We start from the raw sequence: 19,017 nt of genomic DNA on the forward strand, positions 1-19,017 counted from the left end.
ACCCCATTGGATGGTGGCAGCCTCTTCCCGACATTATCGTTCGATTGCCGGGACGGTACGTATCACGCACAGGGCGCCGGGTCGACCGCATGCGATCGATCCGGCCGCTCGCTGCGGCGATTCCTGCCCCGAACGGGTCGAAGCGTCAGCGGTCGCGTTTCGCCAGCAACTTCAGGCGCAGCGCGTTCAATTTGATGAAGCCCGCCGCATCTTTCTGGTCATAGGCGCCGGCATCGTCCTCGAAGGTCACATGGCGCTCGCTGTACAGGCTGTTCGGCGACTTGCGGCCGACGACGCTGGCATTGCCCTTGTAGAGCTTGAGCCGCACCGTGCCCGACACCTTTTCCTGGCTATGGTCGATCGCCGCCTGCAGCATCTCGCGCTCGGGGGCGAACCAGAAGCCGTTGTAGATGAGCTCGGCATATTTCGGCATCAGCTCGTCTTTCAGATGCGCGGCGCCGCGATCGAGCGTGATGCTTTCGATGCCGCGATGCGCGCGGGCGTAGATTTCGCCGCCCGGGGTCTCGTACATGCCGCGCGATTTCATGCCGACGAAGCGGTTCTCGACGAGGTCGAGCCGGCCGATGCCATGCTTGCGGCCGAGCTCGTTGAGCGCCGTCAGCAAGGTGGCGGGCGACATCGCCTCGCCGTTCAGCGCGACGCCGTCGCCGCGTTCGAAATCGACCGTGATATATTCGGGGGTGTCGGGCGCATCCTCGGGATTGACCGTGCGCGAATAGACATAGTCTGGGGTTTCGTCCCAGGGGTTTTCGAGCACCTTGCCCTCCGAAGAGGTGTGCAGCAGGTTCGCGTCGGTCGAGAAGGGGCTTTCGCCGCGCTTGTCCTTGGGCACCGGAATCTGGTGCTTTTCGGCGAATTCGATCAGTGCCGTACGGCTGGTCAGATCCCATTCGCGCCAGGGCGCAATCACCTTGATGTCGGGGTTCAGCGCATAGGCGCTGAGCTCGAAACGCACCTGGTCGTTGCCCTTGCCGGTCGCGCCATGCGCCACGGCGTCGGCGCCGACTTCCCTGGCGATCTCGACCAGCCGCTTCGAAATCAGCGGACGCGCGATCGAGGTGCCGAGCAGATAATCGCCCTCATAGCGCGCATTGGCGCGCATCATCGGGAAGACGAAGTCGCGCACGAACTCCTCGCGGACATCGTCGATATAGATATGCTCGGGCTTGATCCCCATCAGCTCAGCCTTGGCGCGCGCGGGTTCCAATTCGTCACCCTGCCCGAGGTCGGCGGTGAAGGTCACCACCTCGCAGCCATAGGTCACCTGCAGCCATTTCAGGATGACGCTGGTGTCGAGCCCCCCCGAATAGGCGAGGACGACGCGCTTGATGGACTCGGACATGGCAGCACCTTCTGGCGGGAAATGACGGGGCGGCGCCTAACAGGCCGATCCGCGCGGCGCAACGCCTTGGCGCGTTCTTACAAGTTTCCGCGCCCGCCATGCGGCATGATCGCGCGGGGGACGCGCCTGCAGGATGATTGTCATGCGAATGATCTTGACCTTCGCCGCGCCGCTGCTCGCGCTGGCGACGGCCTCCTCGACGCTGAGCGCCGGCGGCGCGATGCCCGACCCCACCCGCGAATATAACCAGAATGTCGATTGCCATAACGCCTATGACCGGTTGGTGGCGGAGAAGAAGGCCGGGACCAGCCCGTCGGCGGCGGCGCTGGCGTGGGCGCAAAGCTATGAGGCGGGCGCCAATGCCGGCACCCCCTGCCCCGCGCCGCTGCCCGAAATGACCGCGCGCGGCGGCAACTGGTATATTCGCACGACCGAAGGCCGCGACGCCGCGCTCGCCTATGCGCAGAAACAGAAGGACCCCGCCGCGCTCAGCGAGATCGGCCACGCATGGATCAACAGCAGCGTCGCCGGCGGCACCCCGCAGGACGGGCTGGCGCTGATCGAGCAGGCCGCCGACCTTGGCGACCCGGTCGCGCTCTATTCGGTCGGCACCCTCTATGGCGCCGGGATCATCGGCGGCAAGAAGGACCCGGCCAAGGCGTTTGAACTGCTCAGCCAGTCGGCGGCGGCGGGCCACATCGACGCCATCTATCGCACCGGGCTCTATTATCTGGAGGGCATCGGGACGAAAAAGGACCCGAAAAAGGCCTTCGCCGCCTTCAAGTCCGCCGCCGAGCGCGGGCATTTTTACGCCGTCATCATGGCGTTCGACATGATCAACAGCGGCACCGGCACCAGGAAGGATTTCGCCCTCGCCTATCGTCTGTCGCGGATCGTCGCCGACCAGGGCGAACCCTATGGCGCCGTAATGGCGGCGTCGTCGTTGCTCCAGCTCAAGAACCCGCTACCGCATGAAGACGAGATTCTCTATTGGATGGACGAGGGCATCGCGCGCGGCGACGACAACATCCGCAGCCAACTGATCCCGCTCCGCGCGCAGGTCGTCGGCGCCTTCACCAAGGCCAAGGCGCCCCCCGAGTACAAGCCGCGCGTGTTCAAGGCGTGCCCGATGAAGACCGTGTGCCTGGTGAACCATTATTCGGGGCTGCAAAGCTGCACCACGAACAAGGATTATTGGAGCGACTGCGACGGCTAAAGATCCTCCCCCGCAGGGGGAGGGGGACCACCCGAAGGGTGGTGGAGGGCACAGGAGCTTACCGCCGCGCTCGACTGCACGTACCCCTCCACCAGCTTCGCTGGTCCCCCTCCCCGTTCCGGGGAGGATCGCTACGCCACCCGCGTCCAATCCATGAACCACCCATCGCCCCATGCTTTGCCGCCGACGCGGTCGCCGCGCGGACGACCGTTGCGGATCGTGGCTAACGCTTTATCATTCTTTCCCGTCCACTTGTCCGGCGAGGAGAGATTTATGGACATCGCGACGCCGCCTAAAAAGACGCTCTGGTCGCGCGCCCGCGCGATGGCCGAGGCGGCGCCGCCGACACGCAATCGCTATGTCGATTTCCTGCGCGCCTTTTCGATCCTCGCGGTCGTCGTCGGCCACTGGCTCGTCGCCGCGCCCTATATGAAGGACGGCGCGGTCGAGGGCGGGCATCTGCTCGGCATCCTGCCCTGGACACAGTGGCTGACCTGGGGGTTCCAGGTCATGCCGCTATTCTTCCTCGTCGGCGGTTTCTCGAACGGCCTGTCCTGGGCGGCGACCCAGCGCAATGGCGGGCGCTTCACGACCTGGTTCGCGGCGCGCGTCCGGCGGCTGATCAACCCGGTGCTGCCGCTGCTGCTGATCTGGGCGCTCGTCACGCTGTTCGGCACCCAGGCCGGCATCGACCGCGCGGTGGTCAAGATGGCGACGCAGCTCGCGCTCGTCCCTGTGTGGTTCCTCGCCGTCTATCTGATCGTCACCGCGCTGACCCCGTGGAGCCATGCGGCGTGGCGGCGCTTTGGCCTCACGTCTTTCTTCGCGCTCGTCGCGGCGGCGGTCGTGATCGACATCGCGACGCTGCAATATGGCATTCCCTATGTCAATTTCCTGAACTTCGTCTTCGTCTGGGTCGCGATCCACCAGCTCGGCTATGCCTGGCACGACGGGCGGATCGCCGCGCCGCTGCTCTGGGCGGCGGCGGGCCTGGTCGCGCTCGGCCTGCTCGTTGGCCTTGGCCCCTATCCGGTCGCGATGATCGGCGTGCCGGGTTCGGAGCTCAGCAATTCGATGCCGCCGACGCTGGCGCTGCTCGCGCTCGGCATCGCGCAGACCGGACTCGCGCTCGCGCTCGAAAAACCCGCGCGCGCGATGCTCGATGGCCTCACCGCATGGACGACGGTGGTCCTGATCAACGGCATGATCATGACCGTCTATCTCTGGCACCTCACCGCCTTCGTGCTGGTGATGGTCGCCGCCTGGCTGCTCGGCGGCGTGGGCCTGCATGTCGAGCCGGGGAGTACCGAGTGGTGGCTGGCGCGCCCGATCTGGTTCGCGCTCTATATCGCTTTGCTCTTCCCCTTCATCCTTCTCTTCGCCCGCTACGAAAGCGGCGGCAAGGCGGCCGAGGGCGACGTCACCCACGCGCGCCTGATCCTCGGCATGCTGATGATCTGCACCGGGCTCGCGATGACCGCCGCGATCAGCATCGCCAGTCCGCTCGGCGTTACCGGGGTGCGGCTATGGGTCGTTGCCCTGCCCTTCCTCGGCGCCGCGCTGGTCGGTTTCGGCCCCGCCGCGCGCCTGCTGATGCGCCGCGCCGAAACCTAGGAGACGCGAGATGGCCAAGACCGAGATCAAGACCAGGGCGACCGAGGTAACCGTCGCCGACTATATCGCCGCGCTCCCCGAAGAACGCCGCCGCGAGGAGGCGCCGGTGATCGACGCGATCCACCGCCGCGTTACCGGCCTCGAGCCGAAGATGTGGGGGCCGTCGATCATCGGCTACGGCAGCTATGACTATCGCTACGACAGCGGCCATTCGGGCACGATGGCCCGCGCCGGCTTCAGCCCGCGCAAGGCGGCGATCACCCTCTATTTGATGGAGGATTATGGCGACCGCCAAGCCGAGGCCGACGCGCTGTTCGCGGCGCTTGGCAAGCATAAGACGAGCAAGGTCTGCCTCTATATCAACAAGCTGGGCGACGTCGATCTGGGCGTGCTGGAAAGGCTGGTGGCGCTGACCTGGGACGCGATGAACGCGAAATATCCGGCCTAAATCCCCGCATACCATTCATAATCGATGCGGTCCTCCCAATAGCCGCCCTTGCCCGCGCCGATGCCATCGAGGCTGGCGACCGCTTCGATCCCGGTGACATATTTGGCGTGCTTATACCCCAGCTGGCGCTCGATCCGCAGCCGCAGCGGCGCGCCGTTGGCGATCGGCAGCAGCTCGCGATTGAGCGCCCACGCCAGGATCGTCTGCGGATGCAGCGCGTCGATCAGATCGCAGCTTTCATAATAGAGCGCGTCGCCGATGCGGTCGGCGCAGCGGAAGACGATGAAGCGCGCGGCGTCCTTGAGCTGCGCCGCAGCGAGGATGCGGCGGAGTTGCACCCCGGTCCATTCGCCGATCGCGCTCCACCCCTCGACGCAGTCGTGGCGGGTGATCTGGCTCCGCTGCGGCATCGTACGGATATCCGCCATCGACAGCGACAGCGGCTTGGCCACCAGCCCGGTCACCGCGACGCGCCAGTCGGCGAACCCGGTCGCGGCATGGCCGGCATAGGCCGCGCCCGGCGGCAGCTTCGTCCCGTTCGAACGGAACACCGGCGACAGGTCGGCACGGCCGAACTCGCGCGCCAGCGCGTCGCGGTCCATCAGCGCGCGTTGACTGCCGCGATGCATGTCCTCGCCCATCGACAATATCTTGCGCGTGATCGGTGCCTCGTTAATCGCGTCGCATCCGGCGAGCAGCGGCAGCGCGCCGGCCGCCGCGACCAGCCCGCCCGCGCGCGCGATCCACTGGCGGCGGGGAAGAAGGATATCGCTCATTCGCCCTTCTCCGGCGGCAATCTGAACCAGCCGCTGACCATCGAACGGATCTCGTTCACCGGCCCCGCGAGCAACACCATGACGATATGGACGAAGAAAAACGCGACGAGCAGCCAGGCCGCGATGAAATGGAGCGAACGCGCCGACTGGCGCCCGCCGAAGATATCAAGCAACCACGGCCACGCCGCGCCCATCCCCGGTGACATCGTCAGTCCGGTGAAGATCATCAGCGGCAGCAGGACAAAGATCACCCCGATGTAGCTCAGCTTCTGCAAGATATTATAGCGCGCCGCCGCCTCCCCCTTGGGAAAGCGCAGCCGGGCATGATCCTTGATGTCGTGCCAGATATGGCGCGGCGACCATTCGTACCGCCGGACGTGCAGGTCGCGTCGCAAATGCCCGCCGATCGCGGTCCAGATCATATAGAGCGTCAGCCCGATCGCGAGGACCCAGGCGAAGAACAAATGCCAGCGCCGCCCGTCGGCGAGGCTGTAGCTGGTCGGAATCGTCGCCCAGCCGGGAAAGGCCCAGGTCTGTTCGACGCCCTGCCCATCGGTCCAGCGTCCGAGCACCCCGGTGGTCTCGATCCGCGTCTCGCCGATCCGCACGAAGCCGGTCGTCGGCGTCGCCCCGACCGCGAACCAGGCGTGGTCGGGGTTGGCCCCATATTGCCCCCAATAGAGGCGCGGATGGGCGTTGAAGATCATCAGTCCGCTCATCAGCAGGATGAGCAGCGTGACGGCATTGACCCAATGCCAGATGCGCGTCGGCAGCCGGTGGCGATAGACACACCGCGGCTGCTCCGCGCCGGGCGGAACGGTGGGGGCTTCAGGCTGGGCCATATCCCCCATTCGCTTCGTTCCTCGCTTTGGTTACGCCGCGACCTCGGTCGCGAACTGCGCGCGATATTGGTTCCTGAGCGACACCTTGTCGATCTTTTCGCTGCCGAGTTTGGGCAGCGCCGCGTTCGACATCCAGATCTTGTACGGCACCTTGTACGGCGCCAGCCGCCCGCTGAGGAACGAACACATCGCGCCGTCGTCGACCGTCGACCCGGGCTTCACCCAGATCACCGCGCCGACGACCTCGCCCAGCCGCTCGTCGGGCAGGCCGAACACCGCGCATTCGTTGACGTCGGCATGTTCGTAGATCGCCGCCTCGACTTCCTGGCAGCTGATATTCTCGCCGCCGCGGATGATGATGTCCTTCTTGCGGTCGACGATGAACAGATAGCCGTCCTCGTCGACGTAACCGAGGTCGCCCGAACGGAAATAGCCGCTGTCGAAAAACGCCGCCTTCGTCGCTGCCGGGTTGTTCCAATAGCCCTCGAAATTGGCAACCGAACGCATGCACACCTCGCCGACCCCGCCCTGCGGCAGTTCGTCGCCATTGTCGTCGAGGATCGCGAGGTCGACCAGTGGCTTCGACGCCGGGCCGGTCGACATCGGCTTGGCGAGGTAATTTTCGTTGATGATGCCGCAACCGACCGCATTGGTCTCGGTCAGCCCGTACCCGAGCAGGGGCTTGGCATCGCCCATCTCTTCGGACAGCCGCTTCACATGTTCGGGCGGGCGCGGGGCGCCGCCGCCGGCGTAGCTCTTGCACGTCGACAGGTCGTAGTTCTTGCGGTTCGGATGGGTCAGGATCTCATAGCTCATCAGCGGCACGCCGACGAAATAATTGCACTGCTCATCCTGGATCAGCCGCATTGCCTCTTCGGCGTTCCACTTGGGCATCAGAACGAGTTTCCGCCCCAGCGCCATGCTCTGCAGGAACACCGGGATTTCGGCGGTGACGTGGAACAGCGGCGTGCAGATCAGGGTCGCGGGCTGAATGTCCGACATCAGCCCGTCCTGCGTCAACAGGTGCACGATACTCGCGGTCTGGGTCACATAGTTGAAGATCGCCTGCACCACCGCCTCGTGGCGCGAATAGGCGCCCTTCGACTGGCCGGTCGAGCCCGAGGTGAAGAGGATCGTCGCCAGGTCCTGACCGGTGAGCACCGGTAAAACCGTATCCGCGCTGCCGCCCGCCGACGTGATCGGCGCGATCGCCGCATCGATCGGCTGCGACAGGTCGAGCGTGACGACCTTCGCGCCATGCGCGACCTCCGCGAGTCGCGCGGCGCGCTGGACGTCGGCGATCACCAGTTTCGCCTCGCTGTCGGCGATGCCGGCGGCCAGCTCACCGCCCTGCCACCAGCCATTGAGCAAGGTCGCGCAGCCGCCCGCGAGCAGTACGCCGATATAGGTGACGCACCAGGCATTGGCGTTGCGCATCGCGATGCCGACGCGGTCGCCGCGCTCGACGCCATGGCCCTCGATCAATCCCGCCGCGACCTTGCGCGCCGCGGCATAGACCTGGCCGAAGCTTAGCCGCTCGTCGCCCTCGACGAGGAAGGTCGCATCGGCATGCTGCGCAGCAAAAAAGGCAACATAATCGGCAAGGTTGGTCGGCGCGTTCGTAATAAAGGGAAGGTCCCGGCCAAAACGTTCGACCGTTCCGACCTGGATCGGGCCGCCGGGACCCGTGATCAGATTATAGGCGGCTTCCAGGCGCAAATCGAGCGCGGATGGCATCGGGCATCTCTCCTCTTGGTCTCGCTCGCCATACCCCTTATGGGGAGGCCTCTCCTGGGGAAGGACAGCGCGACTATATGTTTCTTTTTGCAACCTTAGCCGAAGCAACGCAATATGTGAACTTCCACGATCTCATGGGGGAAAACTCCGAGATCGCGTTCAGCGTCTTCGGCTGGCCGATCCGCTGGTATGCGCTCGCCTATCTCGCCGGCATCTTCCTCGGTTACTGGTATCTGCTCAAGCTGATCGACCAGCCCGGCGCCCCGATGGCGCGCCGCCACGCCGACGACATGATCTTCTATGCGATGCTCGGCATCATCCTCGGCGGCCGCCTCGGCTATGTGCTCTTCTATAATCTGGAAGCCTATATCCAGAAGCCCGCGACGATCTTCAAATTGTGGGACGGCGGCATGTCGCTGCACGGCGGCGTCATCGGCGTGCTGATCGCGATCTGGTATGTGACGCGCAAGGAAAAGCTCAGCTTCCTGCGCTTCTGCGACTATGTCGCGTGCGTCATCCCCTTCGGCCTGTTCCTCGGCCGCATCGCCAATTTCGTCAACGGCGAGCTGTGGGGGCGCATTTCCTATGTTCCCTGGGCGATCATCTTCCCCGGCGAGGCCGGCCCGCTGCCGCGCCATCCGAGCCAGCTCTACGAAGCCGGCCTCGAAGGGCTGCTGATGATGGCGGTCCTCACCTGGCTCTTCTGGCGTACCGATGCGCGCTACAAGCCGGGCCTGCTCGTCGGCATGGCGTCGATCATCTATGGCGTCAGCCGCTTCGCGGTCGAGTTCGTCCGCAACCCCGACAGCCAGCGGATGTGGGTCGTCGAAAGCACCGGGCTGTCGATGGGGCAATGGCTCACCGTGCCGATGATCGTGATCGGCCTGTGGCTGGTCCTCACCGCCAAGCGCCGCCGCCAGCGCGTCGAACCGATCGCCGGGCCCGACAGCGTTGCCTGACGAGAGTCCGCTGGAAAGCCTCTGGACGGACGGCCCGGTCAGCCTCGCCGACTATATGGCGGCGGCGAACGGCCATTATTACGCGGCCCGCGACCCGCTCGGCGCCGCGGGCGATTTCACGACGGCGCCCGAGATCAGCCAGATGTTCGGCGAACTCGTCGGCATCTGGTGCGCCGACCTGTGGGATCGCGCCGGGCGTCCGGCCTTTCGCTATGTCGAACTCGGCCCCGGTCGGGGTACCCTCGCCGCCGATGCGCTGCGCGCGATGCGGCGTTTCGGCTGCGACCCCGTCGGCGTCGAACTGGTCGAAACCAGCCCGGCGCTGCGTGCGGCGCAATTGTCGCGCGTCCCCGACGGAACGCACCATGACACGATCGAAAGCCTGCCCGGCGACGCGGCGCTGCTCATCGTCGCCAACGAGTTTTTCGACGCGCTGCCGATCCGCCAACTCGTCGCGACCCCAGAGGGTTGGCGCGAGCGGCTGGTCGCACGCGACGGCGCGCGGCTCGTGACGCAGCATGGCGACACCCCGGTCGACGCTGACGTCGCGCCCCTGCTCCGCACCCAGCCCGTCGGGACGGTCGTCGAAACCAGCCCCGCCGCGTCCGCGGTCATGCACGGCTGCGCGCTGCGCATCGCGCACAGCGGCGGCGCGATACTCGCGATCGATTACGGCTATCGCGGCCCCGCGGCGGGCGACACGCTGCAAGCGGTATCCAGCCACCGCTACGCCGACCCCTTCGAGCGCGCCGGCGAGGTCGACCTCACCGCGCATGTCGATTTCACCGCACTCACCGCGGCGGCGCGGCGCGGCGGGCTCACCGTCGCCGGTCCCGTCGGCCAGGGCCTGTGGCTCCAGCGGCTCGGGATCGACGCGCGGCTCCAATCGCTGATCGCCGCCTCGCCCGCCCGCGCCGAAGAACTCGAGGGCCAGCGCCACCGCCTCGTCGAGGCGGGCGAGATGGGCGAATTGTTCCAGATCCTCACCGCCTTCGCCCCGCCCTGGCCCCACCCCGCAGGATTTGCCGCATGATCGTCCTCACTCCCGCCACCATCGCCGACGCCGAGGCACTGTCGGCGTTCGCCAATACGGCCTTTACCGCCACCTTCGGGCATATCTACGACCCCGCCGACCTCGCGCTCTTCCTGTCGACATGGAACCCGCCCGACCGGTTCCGCGCCCAGATCGCCGATCCCGACTGGTCGATCGCGATGGTCCGCGACGATGCCGGCGCGATCCTCGGTTACGCCAAGATGGGCCCGCTCGACTTCGAGCTTCCCGCCGACCAGCCGACCGACGACGCGGTCGAACTCCACCAGATCTATCTCGCCGACGCCGCCAAGGGCACCGGCGTCGCCACCGCGCTGATGGACTGGGGCATCGGCTGGGCGCGCGCGCGCGCCTCGATCCTCTATCTCTCGGTCTTCACCGACAATCCGCGCGCACAGGCGGTGTACCGCCGCTATGGTTTCTACGACGTCGGCCGCAATGCGTTTCGTGTCGGCAACCATGTCGACGAAGACCGCTTCTTCCGGCTCGACCTGTGAGCGTCCCCTTCGTCCGGTCCGACGCGCTCGCCGACGTCCCCCATGGTTTCTTCGGCCGGCGCGGCGGCGTCTCGACCGGCGACCTCGCGTCGCTCAACTGCGGCCTCGGATCGGACGATGACCCGGCGCTGATCGCCGAGAACCGCCGCCGCGTTACCGAAGCCGTGTTGCCCGGCGCGGCGCTGACCGGACTCTATCAGGTCCATGGCAATCGCTGCATGGTCGTCGACGGCGAAACCGACCTCGCCGCCCGCCCCGAGGCCGACGCGCTCGCGACCCGGACGCCCGGCCTGTTGCTCGGCATCCTGACCGCCGATTGCGTCCCCGTCCTTTTCGCCGACCGCCAAGCCGGCGTCGTCGGTGCAGCGCATGCCGGCTGGAAGGGCGCGCTCGCCGGGGTGACCGACGCGACGCTGACCGCGATGGAAAGCCTGGGCGCCGCGCGCGCCAATATCGCGGTCGCGATCGGCCCGTGCATTGGGCGCGCCTCCTACGAGGTCGACGAAGGCTTCGTCGCCACCTTCCTGACCGACGATCGCGCCAACGAGCGCTTCTTCGCCGCCGGCAAGCCCGGCCATGCGATGTTCGACATCGCGGCCTATGTCGCCGCGCGCCTCGCCGCCGCCGGGGTGACGCGAATTGCCATCGGCGGACACGACACCTATGCCGAGGCGGAAGACTATTTCAGCTATCGCCGCGCCTGCCATAAAGCCGAGAACAGCTATGGCCGCCAGCTATCGGTGATTGGAATCCGCTGATACATAATCATCCGTCATCCCGGCGAAGGCCGGGATCTCAGCCCCGCATCGTGACGCGCCGGCGAGAGCTCGGCCTTCGCCGGGATGATGGCAAAAAAGGGGGATGCGGATGAAGAGCCTGGCGATACCGCGCAAACGGCTGGTTTCGATCGTCGGCGGGTCGCTCGGCAATCTGGTCGAATGGTACGACTGGTTCGCCTACGCCTCTTTCGCGATCTATTTCGCGCCCGTCTTCTTCCCCAAGGCCGACCCCACCGCGCAGTTGCTGAGCACCGCCGCGATCTTTGCCGTCGGTTTCATCATGCGGCCGATCGGCGCCTGGGTGATGGGGCGGTTCGCCGACACGCGCGGACGCAAGGCGGGGCTGTCGCTGTCGGTCGCCTTGATGTTCAGCGGCTCCTTGCTGATCGCCGTCGCCCCCACCTATGCGGTCGCCGGGCTGTTCGGCCCCGCAACGCTGCTCGTCGCGCGCATGCTACAGGGCCTGTCGCTCGGCGGCGAATATGGCGCCAGCGCCACCTATCTCTCCGAGATGGCGCCGCGCAAGAATCGCGGTTTCTGGGCCAGCTTCCAATATATGACGCTGATCGGCGGCCAGCTTTGCGCGATCTTCGTCGCGGTGGTGCTGCAGGGCTTTTTGACCGAGGAGCAACTCACCGCCTGGGGCTGGCGCATTCCCTTCGTCATCGGGGCGCTGCTTGCGCTCGGCGTCTATGTGCTCCGCCGCAACCTCGCCGAAACGCCGTCATTCCAGAATCAGGCGGTCGACCGCCCCGCCTCGACCGCGAAGCTGTTGTGGAAAGAGCATCGCCGCGAATCGATCCTCGTCGGCATCTTGTCGGCGGGCGGTGGGCTCGGCGCCTACACCTACACCAGCTATATGCAGAAATATCTGTTCAACACCGTGGGCTTCGACAAGGCGACCGCCACCTATATCATCGCCGCCGTCCTCCTCTGGTTTACCGCGATGCAGCCGGTGTTCGGGGCGCTCGCCGACAAATTCGGGCGCAAGCCGATGCTGCTGCTGTTCGGTATCGGCGGTGCGATTGCCGCGGTGCCGACCTTCCTGACCCTCGAGACGGTGACCTCGCCGATCGTCGCGACCTTGCTGATCATGATCCCGATCACACTGCAAAGCGGCTACAGCGCCAACAATGCGCTGGTGAAGGCCGAACTGTTCCCCGCGCATATCCGGGGTCTTGGCGTCGCCCTGCCCTATGCCATCGGCAATGCGCTGTTTGCGGGAACGCTCGAAATGGTCGCGCTCGGACTGAAGGGCGCGGGGGTCGAGTGGCTGTTTTATTTCTACGTGGCCTTCATCATCGCCGCCGCAGGCGTCGCAACGCTGATGCTCCCCGAAACGAAGGACCGCAGCCTGATCGTCGAGGATTGACCAATCGCCGGGTGACCGGCGGTCAAAAGCGCGTTAGTGGCATTTGAAACTATATTGCGCAGGAGTCTTTCTTATGCCCCCCATCGACAACGCCGACCTCACCGGCACCACCCCGCGCCGCGCCCCCAAGAAGGACGTCACCGAAATCGGCGGCCGCGCGCTGTCTCCGACGACGCTGATGATGGGCTATGGCTATGACCCGACGCTGTCCGAAGGCTCGCTGAAGCCGCCGATCTTCCTGACCTCGACCTTCGCCTTCGAAAGCGCTGCCGCGGGCAAGCGCCATTTCGAGGGGATCACCGGCAAGCGTCCCGGCGGCGCCGACGGCCTCGTCTATTCGCGCTTCAACGGCCCGAACCAGGAAATCCTCGAAGCGCGCCTCGGCATCTGGGAAAAGGCCGAGGATGCGCTCGTCTTTTCCAGCGGCATGTCGGCGATCGCGACCCTGCTGCTCGCGCATGTCAGCATGAACGACGTCATAGTCCATTCGGGCCCGCTTTATGCCGCGACCGAAACGCTGATCGGCCGCATCCTGTCGCGCTTCGGTGCGACGTACGTCGATTTCCCCGCCGAAGCTTCGCGCGCCGAGATGGACGCGATCCTGATCCGCGCCAAGGAGATGGCCGAGGCGCAGGGCGGCAAGGTCGCGATGGTCTATCTCGAAAGCCCGGCGAACCCGACCAATGCGCTCGTCGACGTCCAAGCGATGCGCGCCGCGACCGACGCCGCTTTCGCCGAAGGCGCCCGCCCGCCGATCGCGATCGACAATACGTTCCTCGGCCCGCTCTGGTCGAAGCCGCTCGCGCATGGCGCCGACATCACCCTCTACAGCCTGACCAAATATGCCGGCGGCCACAGCGACCTCGTCGCGGGCGGCGTCGTCGGTTCGAAGCACTGGCTCGGCCCGATCCGCATGATGCGCAACACCATCGGCACGATCTGCGACCCCAACACCGCGTGGATGCTGCTGCGCAGCCTCGAAACGATCGAATTGCGCATGAGCCGCGCCGGCGAAAACGCCGAAAAGGTTTGCGCGTTCCTCCGCGATCATCCGAAGGTCGACGGACTCGGCTATCTGGGCTTCCTGCCCGAGGGATCGCAGAAGGACATCTTCGACCGCCATTGCACCGGCGCCGGTTCGACCTTCTCGCTGTTCATCAAGGGCGGCGAGGAGGAAAGCTTCCGCTTCCTCGACGCGCTCAAGATCGCCAAGCTCGCGGTCAGCCTCGGCGGCACCGAAACCCTCGCGAGCCATCCCGCCGCGATGACGCATTTGTCGGTCCCCGACGCGCGCAAGAAGGCGCTGGGCATCACCGACAATCTGGTGCGCATCTCGATCGGCATCGAGGACGCCGACGACCTGATCGCCGATTTCGCGCAGGCGCTGGACGCGGTCTAAATTCGTCATTGCGAGGAGCGAAGCGACGCGGCAATCTAGGGCAGGCGTAAACCGCTCTGGATTGCTTCGCTTCGCTCGCAATGACGGAACCGATTAAACCTATTTCCGTCCCCGCCAATCGACGACCGACCACCCCATCGTCGGCGCCAGCTTCTTCAGGCCGCGTGATGGCGTCGTCGCCACCGCCTCGTCGGCGAAACGCAGCATCGGATGGTCGGACACATGGTCCGAATAGGCACGGATATGCGCGGCATCGCGCGTGATCGCGTTCGCCGCCATCCAGTCCGAAATGCGCGCGAACTTCGCCTCGCCATAACAATTGTCACCCGCAAGCCGGGCGTGGACATGATCCGCCCCGTCGGGCTCGTCGAGGCGGGTCGCGAGAACGTCGGCGATCCCCAGCCGCTTCGCGATCGCATCGACATAGAGATGGAAGGACGCGGTCGCGAGCAGCACGCGGTACCCCGCCGCACGATCGGCCTCCAACTGCGCGAGCGCCGCGCCGTGCAATCCGCGCGCGACCACCTTGTCGGCATAGCTTTCGGCGAGCGGCGCGATCTCGTCGCGGCGGAAACGCGGCCCCACCAGCAACCGCAGATTGATCGCCTTCAGCCGCGACCGGTCGATCAGTCGCAGCGAATAGGCGAGGCCCGCCAGCCCGACCAGCGGGGTCAGCAACATCCGCCATTGCTGGCGGCGGCGCACCACATGCATCAGGAAACCGCTGTAGGTTCCCGCACGCGTGATCGTGCGGTCCATATCGTACATCGCGATGCGGTGCGCGGGCGCTGGTTCGGACACGACGATATTATCATCCATGGGCAACGCCTTAGCGCGCGGCGGCGCGGCGGCCAAGGCCACCAGATCGCGACGAGCCGACCCGTGGAATGGCTTGCCGTTATTCGCCAAATAATACAATGTCGTCACACGATGGTGGCCAGGGCGGACTTCGAACAAAGCGACGGCGCCGACGGCGTCGCGGTCCGCTTCACCGGGCGGCTGACGCTCGCGCGGCTCGGCGACCTGCCCGCGCGGCTCGATGCGCTCGGCCCGATCGCCTCGCTCGACCTCTCCGCGATCGAACGCATCGACACGGTCGGCGCGTGGATCGTCACCCGCACCGTGCGCGACCATGGCGCGACGGTCACCGGCGCCAGCGAGGAAGCGCAGCGGCTGCTCGAAGCGCTGGCCAGCGACAAGAGCGAATATCGCGTTCATCGCGACCGCCGTCCGCCGTTGATCCGCATGCTCGAACAGCTCGGCGTCGCCAGCAGCGCGATATGGCGCGAACTGCTCGGCATCATCGGCTTCTTCGGCTCGATGATCATGGCGCTCGGCACCCAGATCCGGGCGCGACGCCGCCTGCGCTGGAACGCCATCGTCACGCGGTTCCAGACCGTCGGCGTCGACGCCCTCCCCATCATCGGGCTGATGACCTTCCTGATCGGCATCGTCATCGCGCAACAGGGCGCGGTGCAGCTGCGGCAATTCGGGCTGGAGGTGTTCACGATCAACCTCGTCGGCCGCGCCTCGATCCGCGAACTCGGCCTCTTGATGACCGCGATCATGGTCGCGGGCCGCTCGGGCAGCGCCTTCGCGGCGCAGATCGGTACGATGAAGCTGACCGAGGAAATCGACGCGATGCGCACGATCGGCGTCTCGCCGATGGAGGCGATCGTGCTGCCGCGCGTCGCCGCCGCGACGATATTGATGCCGCTGCTCGGCTTCTATGCCAGCATCTGCGCGATCATCGGCGGCGGCGTCTTTTGCTGGATCGGGCTGGAAATCCCGCCGCTCACTTACATTCAGCTGCTCCGCGACATCATCCCGATGACCGATTTCTGGGCGATGCTGATCAAGGCGCCGGTGTTCGGGGTGCTGATCGGCGTCACCGGCTGTTACGAGGGCATGCAGGTGCGCCAGAATGCCGAGGAGGTCGGCCAGCGCACCACCTCCGCGGTCGTTGCCGCGATCTTCCTCGTCATCGTGCTCGACGCCTTTTTCGCGGTCTTCTTCTCATCGATCGGATGGAACTGATGGCCGACGAAGCCGAAGAACAGCAAGTCCGCGAGGAAATCGCCGCCGCCGACGCGGTGCGCCCCGAACAGTTCGACCGCGCGATCTGCGTGCGCGGGCTGGTCAACAAGTTCGGCGACGCGGTGATCCACGACCATCTCGACCTCGACGTCCGGTCGGGCGAAATCCTCGGCGTGGTCGGCGGTTCGGGCACCGGCAAGTCGGTGCTGATGCGTTCGATCATCGGGCTGCAGACCCCCGACGCCGGCGAGATCGAGGTCTATGGCAAGTCGCTCGATACGATCGCCGACGAAGAGGAATCGCGCGACCTGCGCCGCCGCTGGGGCGTGATGTTCCAGGGCGGGGCGCTGTTCTCGACGCTCAGCGTCGCCGAAAATATCCAGGTCCCCCTGCGCGAATATTACCCGCGCCTCGACCAGAAACTGCTCGACGAGATCGCCGCCTACAAGGTCGCGATGGTCGGCCTGCCCCCCGACGCGGGGCCCAAATATCCCGCCGAGCTTTCCGGCGGCATGGTCAAGCGCGCCGGCCTCGCGCGCGCGCTGGCGCTCGACCCTGCGCTGCTCTTCCTCGACGAGCCGACCGCCGGCCTCGACCCGATCGGCGCCGCCAAGTTCGACGAGTTGATCCGCGAGCTTGCCGACACGATGGGGCTCACCGTTTTCCTGATCACCCACGATCTCGACTCGCTCTATGCGACCTGCGACCGCGTCGCGGTGCTCGCCGAGAAGAAGGTGATCGCGATCGGCACCATCCCGGAACTGCTTGCCACCGAGCATCCATGGATACAGGATTATTTCAACGGACCGCGCGGCCGGGCTGCGGCAAGCGGGAACCAAACCGCGCAGCGGCGATAGGAACAGCTGATGGAAACTCGCTCGAACAACGTCCTCGTCGGCGCCTTCGTCCTTCTCTTTACCGCGGCGCTCGCCTTTTTCGTCGTCTGGCTCGCCAACGACAGCGGCGGCGACAAGCGCGAATATGACATTTATTTCAAGCAGTCGGTCGATGGGCTGAACAAGGGCGCTCAGGTGCAATATTCGGGCGTCCCGGTCGGCCAGGTCACCCGGATCGCGCTGCTTCCCGACGACCCGCAATTCGTCCGCGTCCGCATCGAGGTGAACGAGGGCGTCCCGATCGTACAGGGTACCACCGCGGCACTGGAAGGCGTCGGCTTCACCGGCGTATCGCAGATTTCGCTCGCCGGCGGGGTCAAGGGCGCGCCGCCGATCACCGACAAGGGGCCCGACGGCAAGCCCGTCATCCCCAATCGCGTCGGCGGCCTTGGCGAACTGCTCAATACCGCACCGCAATTGCTCCAGCGCCTGTCGACGCTCACCGAACGCCTCGCCGAGCTTGCCGACGACCGCAATCAGGAAAGCTTCGCCGGCATCCTCGCCAATGTCGAGCAATCGACCGCGATCCTCGCACGCAACGGTCCGGCGATCGAACGCGCGCTCGCCGACACGCGCATCGCGATCCAGCAGACCGGGGTCGCCGCCGAACAGATCGGCAATCTCGCCGCGTCGGCGCAGGGCACGATCGACCGCAATGTCGATCCTGCGATGAAAAATCTCGCCGACACGCTGAAGGCCGCCAACACCTCGATGAAGACCCTCGAAGGCGCCATCGCCGACGCGCGGCCCGGCCTCAAGACCTTCAGCGAGACGACGATCCCCGAGGCGAACGCCCTGATCCGCGACCTGCGCCGCACGTCGACCTCGCTGTCCAGCCTGACCGACAAGCTCGACCAACAGGGCGCCGGCGCCGTCATCAGCGGCAGCAAGCTGCCCGACTACAAGCAATGAGGATTTTCCGCATGACACGCCGTCTCCGCACGCCCTTGCTGCTCATCCTCGGTGCGGCGACGCTGTCCGCCTGCGTCAGCTTCGGCGCCAAGCCGCCGCCCTTCCTGCTGACCCTCGACGCCGATGCCGCCCCGCCCGCAGGCGCCGCGCGCACGGCAGGCGAGGCCGCGACGCTGACGATCCTTATCCCCACCGCGCCGCAGAAACTGCGCACCCAGCGCATCCCGGTGCAGCAGGACGGCGCCAGCGTCGCCTATGTCAAGGATGCGCAATGGGTCGAGGCGCCGCAGCGCCTGTTCCAGCGCCTGATCAGCGAAACCGTCGCCGCGCGCTCGGGCCGCGTCGTGCTCGATGAAGGCCAATATCTGACGGCGCCGGGCGAACAACTCGCGGGCCAGCTGATGGAATTCGGCGTCGACGCCCGCACCGGCGAGGCGGTGGTGGTCTATCAGGCGATGCTCGTCGCCGCCGGCGGCAAGAGCGTGACCCAACGCCGCTTCGAGGCGCGCGAAAGCCTGGGCGGCGTGGTCGAAGCGAAGCCGGTGGGCGAAGCGCTGCAGAGGGCGGCGAACAAGGTCGCGGTCGATGTCGCGGAGTGGCTGGGGGGCTGAACCCGCTCCGCGCCACGCGGCTTGCCATTTCACCGCCGCCACCCTAATGGCCCCGCCACGACGATCATTCGTCGACGCGTGCGGCCTCTTACGGGTTTCCGGCCAGCACCTTTTCTTTCGAGCCCGCACTCGAAAGGAATCCGCCATGGGATGGTTCATCCTGGCTATCGCCGTCTTTACCGAAATTTGCTGGGCGCTCAGCCTGAAATGGGCCGCGACGCTTGGAACATGGCAGGCTTCGGCCGTGCCCGTATCGCTGAGCTTCCTCAACATGGCGCTGCTCGCCTTTGCGATGCGCGACATTTCGGCGGGCACCGCTTATGCCATCTGGACCGGCCTCGGCGCGGTCGGGGTCATCATCGGCGGCATCATATTGTTCGACGAACGCATCAGCGCGGTGCAGATCGGCTTCATGGCGCTGATCGTGATCGGCGTCGCCGGAACGAAGCTTTTCGCGGCAAATTGACGCGCGTCTATTTTCGGGCAGGAGCGGACGTAAATATCCTCC

19 protein-coding genes are annotated in these 19,017 nt (G+C 66.1%); 14 read left to right on the plus strand and 5 right to left on the minus strand.

Annotation, left to right across the window (positions count from 1 at the left end):
* Positions 1-145: 145 nt before the first annotated feature.
* Positions 146-1,363, minus strand: a complete 1,218-nt coding sequence (locus AC07U1_RS00240) for an argininosuccinate synthase (RefSeq protein ID WP_495178517.1) — start codon at positions 1,361-1,363, stop codon at positions 146-148.
* Positions 1,364-1,505: 142 nt separating this feature from the next.
* Here AC07U1_RS00240 and AC07U1_RS00245 point away from each other — a divergent pair, with 142 nt between their 5' ends.
* From AC07U1_RS00245 to AC07U1_RS00255, 3 genes are all read left to right on the plus strand, one after another.
* The gene (locus tag AC07U1_RS00245; protein WP_495178518.1) at positions 1,506-2,579 is read left to right on the plus strand and encodes a tetratricopeptide repeat protein; all 1,074 of its coding nucleotides are present in this window, start codon (positions 1,506-1,508) and stop codon (positions 2,577-2,579) included.
* A gap of 273 nt (positions 2,580-2,852) precedes the next feature.
* On the plus strand, positions 2,853-4,193 hold the full coding sequence (locus AC07U1_RS00250) for an acyltransferase family protein (protein WP_495178519.1): 1,341 nt from the start codon (positions 2,853-2,855) through the stop codon (positions 4,191-4,193).
* Between the two features lie 10 nt (positions 4,194-4,203).
* Entirely contained in the window at positions 4,204-4,641 is a 438-nt protein-coding gene (locus tag AC07U1_RS00255) for a DUF1801 domain-containing protein (RefSeq protein ID WP_495178520.1), read from the plus strand.
* Here the strand turns inward: AC07U1_RS00255 and AC07U1_RS00260 are convergent.
* The 3 genes from AC07U1_RS00260 to AC07U1_RS00270 are packed head-to-tail and all read right to left on the minus strand — an operon-like array spanning position 4,638 to position 7,996.
* Positions 4,638-5,417 (minus strand): molybdopterin-binding protein, encoded by a 780-nt coding sequence (locus AC07U1_RS00260; protein WP_495178521.1) that lies wholly within the window; start codon positions 5,415-5,417, stop codon positions 4,638-4,640. The genes AC07U1_RS00255 and AC07U1_RS00260 overlap by 4 nt on opposite strands.
* Complete coding sequence (locus AC07U1_RS00265) at positions 5,414-6,259, minus strand: cytochrome b/b6 domain-containing protein (RefSeq protein ID WP_495178522.1); 846 nt, start codon at positions 6,257-6,259, stop codon at positions 5,414-5,416. The genes AC07U1_RS00260 and AC07U1_RS00265 overlap by 4 nt, the downstream gene beginning before the upstream one ends.
* A 30-nt stretch (positions 6,260-6,289) precedes the next feature.
* Entirely contained in the window at positions 6,290-7,996 is a 1,707-nt protein-coding gene (locus AC07U1_RS00270; RefSeq protein WP_495178523.1) for a class I adenylate-forming enzyme family protein, read from the minus strand.
* A 77-nt stretch (positions 7,997-8,073) separates the two neighbouring features.
* Here AC07U1_RS00270 and lgt point away from each other — a divergent pair, with 77 nt between their 5' ends.
* From lgt to AC07U1_RS00300, 6 genes are all read left to right on the plus strand, one after another.
* On the plus strand, positions 8,074-8,955 hold the full coding sequence (gene lgt, locus AC07U1_RS00275) for a prolipoprotein diacylglyceryl transferase (protein ID WP_056343107.1): 882 nt from the start codon (positions 8,074-8,076) through the stop codon (positions 8,953-8,955).
* Positions 8,948-9,988, plus strand: a complete 1,041-nt coding sequence (locus AC07U1_RS00280; protein ID WP_495178524.1) for a class I SAM-dependent methyltransferase — start codon at positions 8,948-8,950, stop codon at positions 9,986-9,988. Before lgt ends, AC07U1_RS00280 begins: the two co-directional genes overlap by 8 nt.
* Positions 9,985-10,503: a GNAT family N-acetyltransferase gene (locus AC07U1_RS00285; protein WP_187141626.1), complete on the plus strand. Its 519-nt coding sequence runs from the start codon at positions 9,985-9,987 to the stop codon at positions 10,501-10,503. The genes AC07U1_RS00280 and AC07U1_RS00285 overlap by 4 nt, the downstream gene beginning before the upstream one ends.
* A complete protein-coding gene (pgeF, locus tag AC07U1_RS00290; RefSeq protein WP_495178525.1) occupies positions 10,500-11,261 on the plus strand; it encodes a purine nucleoside phosphorylase YfiH/LACC1 family protein in 762 nt (253 codons plus the stop codon). Before AC07U1_RS00285 ends, pgeF begins: the two co-directional genes overlap by 4 nt.
* 109 nt (positions 11,262-11,370) lie before the next feature.
* Complete coding sequence (locus AC07U1_RS00295; protein ID WP_495178526.1) at positions 11,371-12,654, plus strand: MFS transporter; 1,284 nt, start codon at positions 11,371-11,373, stop codon at positions 12,652-12,654.
* A gap of 73 nt (positions 12,655-12,727) precedes the next feature.
* A complete protein-coding gene (locus AC07U1_RS00300) occupies positions 12,728-14,053 on the plus strand; it encodes a cystathionine gamma-synthase family protein (RefSeq protein WP_495178527.1) in 1,326 nt (441 codons plus the stop codon).
* Between the two features lie 99 nt (positions 14,054-14,152).
* Here the strand turns inward: AC07U1_RS00300 and AC07U1_RS00305 are convergent, their stop codons facing one another.
* Entirely contained in the window at positions 14,153-14,872 is a 720-nt protein-coding gene (locus tag AC07U1_RS00305) for an HAD family hydrolase (RefSeq protein WP_495178528.1), read from the minus strand.
* Positions 14,873-14,983: 111 nt separating this feature from the next.
* Here AC07U1_RS00305 and AC07U1_RS00310 point away from each other — a divergent pair, with 111 nt between their 5' ends.
* The 5 genes from AC07U1_RS00310 to AC07U1_RS00330 all read left to right on the plus strand — a co-directional run bounded on the left by AC07U1_RS00310 (position 14,984) and on the right by AC07U1_RS00330 (position 18,975).
* Positions 14,984-16,090, plus strand: coding sequence for an ABC transporter permease (locus tag AC07U1_RS00310; RefSeq protein WP_495178529.1), 1,107 nt, complete (start codon positions 14,984-14,986; stop codon positions 16,088-16,090).
* On the plus strand, positions 16,090-16,947 hold the full coding sequence (locus AC07U1_RS00315; RefSeq protein ID WP_056343129.1) for an ABC transporter ATP-binding protein: 858 nt from the start codon (positions 16,090-16,092) through the stop codon (positions 16,945-16,947). The genes AC07U1_RS00310 and AC07U1_RS00315 overlap by 1 nt, the downstream gene beginning before the upstream one ends.
* 9 nt (positions 16,948-16,956) lie before the next feature.
* On the plus strand, positions 16,957-17,898 hold the full coding sequence (locus AC07U1_RS00320; protein ID WP_056343132.1) for an MlaD family protein: 942 nt from the start codon (positions 16,957-16,959) through the stop codon (positions 17,896-17,898).
* A gap of 11 nt (positions 17,899-17,909) precedes the next feature.
* Positions 17,910-18,509 (plus strand): ABC-type transport auxiliary lipoprotein family protein, encoded by a 600-nt coding sequence (locus tag AC07U1_RS00325; protein WP_495178530.1) that lies wholly within the window; start codon positions 17,910-17,912, stop codon positions 18,507-18,509.
* A gap of 145 nt (positions 18,510-18,654) precedes the next feature.
* On the plus strand, positions 18,655-18,975 hold the full coding sequence (locus AC07U1_RS00330; RefSeq protein WP_492736465.1) for a DMT family transporter: 321 nt from the start codon (positions 18,655-18,657) through the stop codon (positions 18,973-18,975).
* The last annotated feature ends 42 nt before the right edge of the window (positions 18,976-19,017 follow it).

This window comes from Sphingopyxis sp. GW821-FHT02C12 (assembly GCF_059421785.1).